The sequence below is a fragment of the Amycolatopsis echigonensis genome (assembly GCF_014174495.1).
GTDB classification, from domain to species: domain Bacteria; phylum Actinomycetota; class Actinomycetes; order Mycobacteriales; family Pseudonocardiaceae; genus Amycolatopsis; species Amycolatopsis echigonensis.
In genome coordinates this window covers 1-5,949 of sequence record NZ_JACJHR010000175.1, presented here as the reverse complement: position 1 = coordinate 5,949, position 5,949 = coordinate 1, and the positions used below count along the sequence as shown (strand labels likewise).

General features: G+C 68.1%; 4 protein-coding genes. All 4 read left to right on the top strand.

Annotation, left to right across the window (positions count from 1 at the left end):
• Positions 1-41 precede the first annotated feature (41 nt).
• The 4 genes from H5411_RS45690 to H5411_RS45675 are packed head-to-tail and all read left to right on the top strand — an operon-like array spanning position 42 to position 5,897.
• On the top strand, positions 42-1,553 hold the full coding sequence (locus tag H5411_RS45690) for a site-specific integrase (RefSeq protein ID WP_183127930.1): 1,512 nt from the start codon (positions 42-44) through the stop codon (positions 1,551-1,553).
• Complete coding sequence (locus H5411_RS45685; RefSeq protein WP_183127929.1) at positions 1,550-3,406, top strand: hypothetical protein; 1,857 nt, start codon at positions 1,550-1,552, stop codon at positions 3,404-3,406. The genes H5411_RS45690 and H5411_RS45685 overlap by 4 nt, the downstream gene beginning before the upstream one ends.
• Positions 3,403-5,493 (top strand): hypothetical protein, encoded by a 2,091-nt coding sequence (locus H5411_RS45680; RefSeq protein ID WP_183127928.1) that lies wholly within the window; start codon positions 3,403-3,405, stop codon positions 5,491-5,493. The genes H5411_RS45685 and H5411_RS45680 overlap by 4 nt, the downstream gene beginning before the upstream one ends.
• A gap of 11 nt (positions 5,494-5,504) precedes the next feature.
• A complete protein-coding gene (locus tag H5411_RS45675; RefSeq protein WP_183127927.1) occupies positions 5,505-5,897 on the top strand; it encodes a hypothetical protein in 393 nt (130 codons plus the stop codon).
• The last annotated feature ends 52 nt before the right edge of the window (positions 5,898-5,949 follow it).

Sequence of the window (5,949 nt, the reverse complement as noted above, 5' to 3'; positions counted from 1 at the left end):
GCTTATGTAGGCGCGAACACTGTGCAAGGTAGGTTGCGCCGATGCCGATCTTGGGCTGGCGGGTCCACTTCACCCGTCGCCAGTTGCCGGTGCCGCGGTCACCGCGGCCGACTCTGTTGGGTCTGCCGACGGAGACGATCCCAGCGTGGCTGGACCGTGAAGACATCCCTGATCATGTCCCGTGCCTGATTGCTCCTGACGGCACCTATGACCTGGATCTGAACAGGTACTTCCTGCAGAACCCGGCGCCGGAGAACACGCAGGCGGCGATCGCCTACGACCTGGCAGGGTTCTTGACGTTCTTGTGGTGTCACCGGGAGCCGGTGGGACGCCGGTCGTGGCGTGATGCGACCCCGGACGACCGCGCGGCCTACCAGCGGTGGCGCCGCACCGACGAGCGTGGGCCTGGGGTCAAGGGGTCGACGTGGGGTCGAGAGGTCGCCACGGTCAACGCGTTCTACCACTGGGCGAAGGCCGGGGAGCTGGTTGCAGAGTCGCCGATTCTTCAGCGCGCTGCCCGCAGCTGGCACGGCTACCAGCGGTCGGAAGGGGCGACCACACCGGCGGAGGCACCCAAGGACGGCCATCGCGAGGACCTGGCATGGCTGCCGCCAGCCACCTACCGCCGTTGGCGTGATGTCGGTGTCCGCGGCTACCTGCCCACCGGTCTGCGCGACACATCGTTCCGAGGGCGTTACGCCTCGCGCAACGCCGCGTTCTGCGACCTGATGGCCCGGACCGGGCTGCGGCTGACAGAGCAGTCCAGCCTGACGTTGTTCGAGATCCCGGACATGGACTTGAACAGGGCCTACGCGCCGACCAGGTTGCCCACCGCGATCGCCAAGGGCGGATCGGGTCGACGCTTCTACATCCCCGCCTCGGTCCTGCGCGACGTCTGGGACTACGTCCGGTTCGAGCGGGCAGAGCTGATCGAGATCGCCCGTGACCGCGGCACCTACGACGCCCTGCCAGACCTGCTGGTGGTCGAAGACCGTGAGCGCGCGGTGCTGGCGTCCGGCCGCCGCGGCGGTCGGGGGATGCCGGTGGAGTCGCTGGATCATCGTCAGCGGCGCCGGTTGTTCGTGCGCGGCCCTGATGGGCTGGAGCCCGCGGCGCTCTGGCTCACCGATCAGGGGTTGCCGGTGATGCCGGGCACCTGGAAGTCGATGTTCGGCGACGCCAACAAGAGATGCTGCCGACACGAGGTCGCGATCCGGGTTCACGCGCATCTGCTCCGGCACACCTACGCCGTCGTCACGCTGGAACAGCTGCAGCGCGAGCACATCCGCGAACTTGCCGAGATGACCTCGACCCGCCAGCGGACCAGCTACGAGCAGGTGTTCGGCGACCCGCTGGACTGGGTGCGGCGACGGCTGGGGCACCGGTCGGTGGAGACCACGTTCAAGTACTTGCACACCCTCAACGAGCTGGCGATGGAGACTCGGCTGGCGCTGATCCCCGACGATTGGGACCGGCACACGCTGGCTGTTCCCGAGCTGGAGCAGGAGATCGCCGAGGAAGAGTTCGCGCTGACCGGGACTGAGCTGGCATGACGGGCGAGAACATCCGTCCGGCGGCACGCGGCCACCGGGCCGGCACACGACGTGGTCGTCCAGCACAACGACCGGATGGCGCCTACGACCCTGACCCGTCTGTCCAGAGCACGCCTGCCGGGCTGGAGGTGACGGTCGTCGGCGAGGACGGCCGCCGGGCGGTCTTCCGATTCACTCGCCACCCGCTGCCCGGTCTGCATCCCGCGCTCGCCGAGGCGTTCGCGCGCTGCACCGGACCCCAGGGAACACTCCGCACAGCGGCGAGCGCCGGCACGGTCTGGGGCGCGGTCAAACGCCTGCTGGTCTCGTTGGCCACCCTGGCACACCCGCCGGCGACCTGGGCGGAGCTGACCGCCCGCCACCTCGACCGATTCCGGCTGGACCGACTGACTACCGCCAACGAGACCTCGGTGAACCAGGAGATCAGCCAAGTGCGGACGGTCCTGCGGCAGATCCAGCCTCCGGAGCTGATCAACGAGGAGGCGCGGTCCTGGCTGGACCGGCGTCGCGTCAAGAACCACGGCGAGCCGAAGAGCGGCTACTCCGACCGGGAGTTCGGGGCGATCATGGCGGCGGCACGCTCGGAGGTCGTGGCCATCCGCAAGCGCCTGGAGGACGGGCAGCGGCTGCTGGCCACGTTCGAGCGTGATCCGGGCTCGCTGGACATCGAGCAGCAGAAGCTCGCCGCGGTGCTCAAGGAGATCGCCGCCACCGGCGTCGTCCCGATCATCCGGCTGCCGCATCCGAACTCGGGGTTGCGCGACAGGAAGGCGATGCTGGACCTGGCCAAACACCTGTTCGTCGAGGACCGGGACCTGGGACCGTTGCTGACGCTGGCGGTCGGGTTGTCCGGCCGCAACGTCGAGACGATCAAGGATCTCACCGCCAGCCACGAGGTCCTGGAAGGCCGGGCGGTCCGGGCCGGGCTGATCAAACGGCGGCGCGGCCCCAGCCGCATGTTCGAGACGGTGCACTGGGAGATCGGCTCACCCAGCCAGCGGTTGCAGACACCCGGCGGGTTCTACCTGCTGCTGGAGCAGATGATGCGGCTGGGCCGGTCGTTCAGCGGCACCGAGTCGCTCTGGTCGATCTGGGTCTGGCGCAACGACCACATCGGCGCGTTCGACCGCTCGTTGAACCGCGGCAAGGCGATCGGAGCCTGGAAGTCTCGTCACCCGCTGGTCGGTGACGACGGCGCACCGCTGCAGATCAGCTCGCCGAGGTTGAAGAAGACCGTGGACGTCCGCACTACCCGGGCGACGGGCGGCCACCTGCCTTCCTCCACGCGCAGCAACACCATGCCAGTGCTGTTCACCAACTACCTCCGCGGCGACGCCTCGGTCCAGGACTGGGCCGGTGAGGTCGTCACAGCGGCGTTGTCCGACGCCGAGCAGGACGCCCGCATCTCCTACGCGAGGGTGCTGTCGAGGTCAGCGGACGCGTTGCCCGAGCCCGCTCATGTCGCCGACGAGCTGAACCTCTCGCAGAGCAAGGCCGAACAGCTGCTCGCCGGCCAGCTCGACACCGCGTTCATGGCCTGCGCCGACATCGACAGCGGTCCCCGCGGCCAGGGCGAGCGCTGCGCGGTGTCGTTCCTGATGTGCTTCGGCTGCGAGAACTCCCTGGTCACCCACGCCCACATTCCCCGGCTGAAAGCGCTGCTGGAGTGGCTCGCCGACCAACGCGACAAGGTCGACCTGAACGAGTGGTGGCAGCGCCACGGCCTGACCTGGCTGGCGATCACCGAGCACATCCGCCCGAAGTTCAGCCCGGCCGAGTGGGACGCCGCGCCCGCCGCCGACGGCCTGGCTGACCTGATCGCGCTCATTGACGGACCGCAGGAGACAGCATGACCACGGCGATCTCGACGCGGCGAGCACCGCACCCGATCCCTGCCGACACGCTGGTCCTGCGCGAACAGCAGCTGCTCGACGAGGTCGACCTGGCGGACACTTCCCGGTTCGGCGACATGATCTGGGACCTGCGCCCGGTCAACCACCAGGCGCACCGGCGCCGCTTCATCCTGAACTTCCCCACCCTCCCGGAGCCCTACCAGCAGGTCGCCAAGGAGTTGTTCTTCGCGCTGTTGGCCGGCGAGTCACCGGCAGGAGAGGCACGCCCCAAGCTCGGGACGCTCAGAGGTCTGTTCACGCAGGTCAAGAAGTTCCTGGCCTGGGCGGACGCACGGGGGCGCCGGTCGCTGACCGAGATGAACACCGACGACCTGGCGGCCTATCAGACCTGGCTGCTCAAACAGGACCTCGGCCCCGGTCAGCGCGGCGCACACCGGCGGGCGGCACGGCTGTTCTGGCTCTATCGCGCCGTCCTGCACAGCGACCGGCTGGAACTGGACCCCCAGCGCCTGGAGTCGTGGTCCACCGACAATTCCAAGGTGACGACCGGCCTGGAGAACAGGACCGACCGCATCCCCGAGCAGGTGATCAGCCCGCTGCTGATCTGGGCGTTGCGCTGGGTCCGCGACTACAGCGCCGACCTCCTCGCCGCCCGTGACGAATGGCGGCCCCTGCACAACCAGGGCAAGGAGAACCACCCCACCAGCACACGCCATACGCGCGCCGAGACCAAGGCCGCGTTCGAGCGCCTCCTCAAGGACTATCGCGCCGCCGGCCGCCCCCTGCCCGGCACCGGAGACGGACAGATCAACGAGAAGTTCCTGGCCAGGCAGATCAACAGGCACCACAGCTCGATGCGTTACCCGACCACACACGCGATGCTCACCGCGGCGACCGCCGAGCTCGGCGTCGCCGAGGACACCTACCTCTTCACCCCTGCCCAGCAGCACCCCCACGGCACTCCCTGGAAGACAGCGTTCCGGTTCGCCGAAGTCGAACGATGGTCGCGGCTTCTGCAGACGGCCTGCTACATCGTCATCGCCTACCTCTCCGGGATGCGCGACAGCGAAGTCAAGCACTTGCGCCGCGGCTGCATCAGCCACCGTTTCGACCGCGACGACCGGATCGCGCGCCGCACCATCACCAGCCTCGCGTTCAAGGGCGAGCACAGTCCACTCGGGACAGCCGCGACCTGGGTGGTGTCCGACTCCGTCGACCTCGCGGTCACCGTCCTCGAACACCTCCAGGAACCCGACGCCACCTACCTGTTCGCGCCCCTGCCCGGCTCGCCCGGCTACCGCGGAACCGACCGCTCGTCGACCACGAGCACCACCAACAAGGCCCTGAACGCCTTCGTCGACTGGATCAACGAACACTGCGCCAACCACAACCGGCCCGACGGCGTCCCGCTGGTGAGGCGACAGCGCTGGACGCTGTCCACCAGCCAGTTCCGCCGCACGCTGGCCTGGTTCATCGCCCGCCGACCCGGCGGCACGATCGCCGGCGCCATCCAATACCGCCACCACAGCATCCAGATGTTCGAGGGCTACGCCGGCACCAGCGACTCCGGCTTCCGCGCCGAGGTCGAAGCAGAACGAACTCTCGAACGCGGCGAACGGCTCCTCGCGATGATCGAAGGCCACGAACACCTCGACCTCCGCGGCCCCGCCGCCGGAGAAGCACAGACCCGACTCGCCAACCTGGACCGCAAGATCGCCTACGCAGGAAGCGTGGTCACCGACCCCAAACGGCTGGCCAAGATCATGCGCCGCGACGACCCCAAAATCTACTTCGGACAGTTCGTTACCTGTGTCTATGACCCGAACAAGGCGCTCTGTCGGCGGCAGTTGGCCACGGACGACGCGGCGGCGATGCCCGATCTCGGCACCTGCCAACCGCTGCGCTGCCGCAACGTCGCACTCACCGACGCCAACCTCGACGCGCTCACCGACCAGCTGACCAAGCTCGACAACCTGCTCCACGTCGGCGATGCGCTCGCTCCCTACGTCGCGCACCGTCTCACCGAGCAGTACCAGGACCTGACCGCGATGCTCACCGCTGCCGGACATCTCCAGGCGGACCAGTGAAAGGTCCCACGTTGCCCACCGACGAGGAAGTCCGCGCAGCAGCCGAACACCTCCTGGCCGCTCACCGCGGCGGCGGCGCCTATCCCAGCGTCGCCGCCCTCGCCAGACAGTTCAACATCAACCGGACGACGTTCTATCGCCACTTCGCGTCGATCGCCTCGTTCATGCTCGACGCCGCGGGACAGCAGCACGCTGACGGACCGAAACGACGTCGGCCGCCGCGCGACGACGACGAACGAGACCAGACCATCCGACGCCTGCGCGACGAGAACACCGACCTACGTCGCCACGTCGAGATCTATGAGGAGCACCTGCGGATGCTCACAACAGAGAACGCCAGGCTGACAGAACAACTCCAGCATCAGGCAGGCGTCACCGAGCTCAACCACCGCCGGAAGCCCTGACGCCAGAGCAGTAACCTCTCGAACAACGAACACATCCGAGTGCGCCACATAA

What these genes read in the sequence shown, in the direction of transcription:
- H5411_RS45690 (WP_183127930.1), top strand. Translation starts at nt 42, where the DNA reads ATGCCGATCTTGGGCTGGCGGGTCCACTTCACCCGTCGCCAGTTGCCG.
- H5411_RS45685 (WP_183127929.1), top strand. Translation starts at nt 1,550, where the DNA reads ATGACGGGCGAGAACATCCGTCCGGCGGCACGCGGCCACCGGGCCGGC.
- H5411_RS45680 (WP_183127928.1), top strand. Translation starts at nt 3,403, where the DNA reads ATGACCACGGCGATCTCGACGCGGCGAGCACCGCACCCGATCCCTGCC.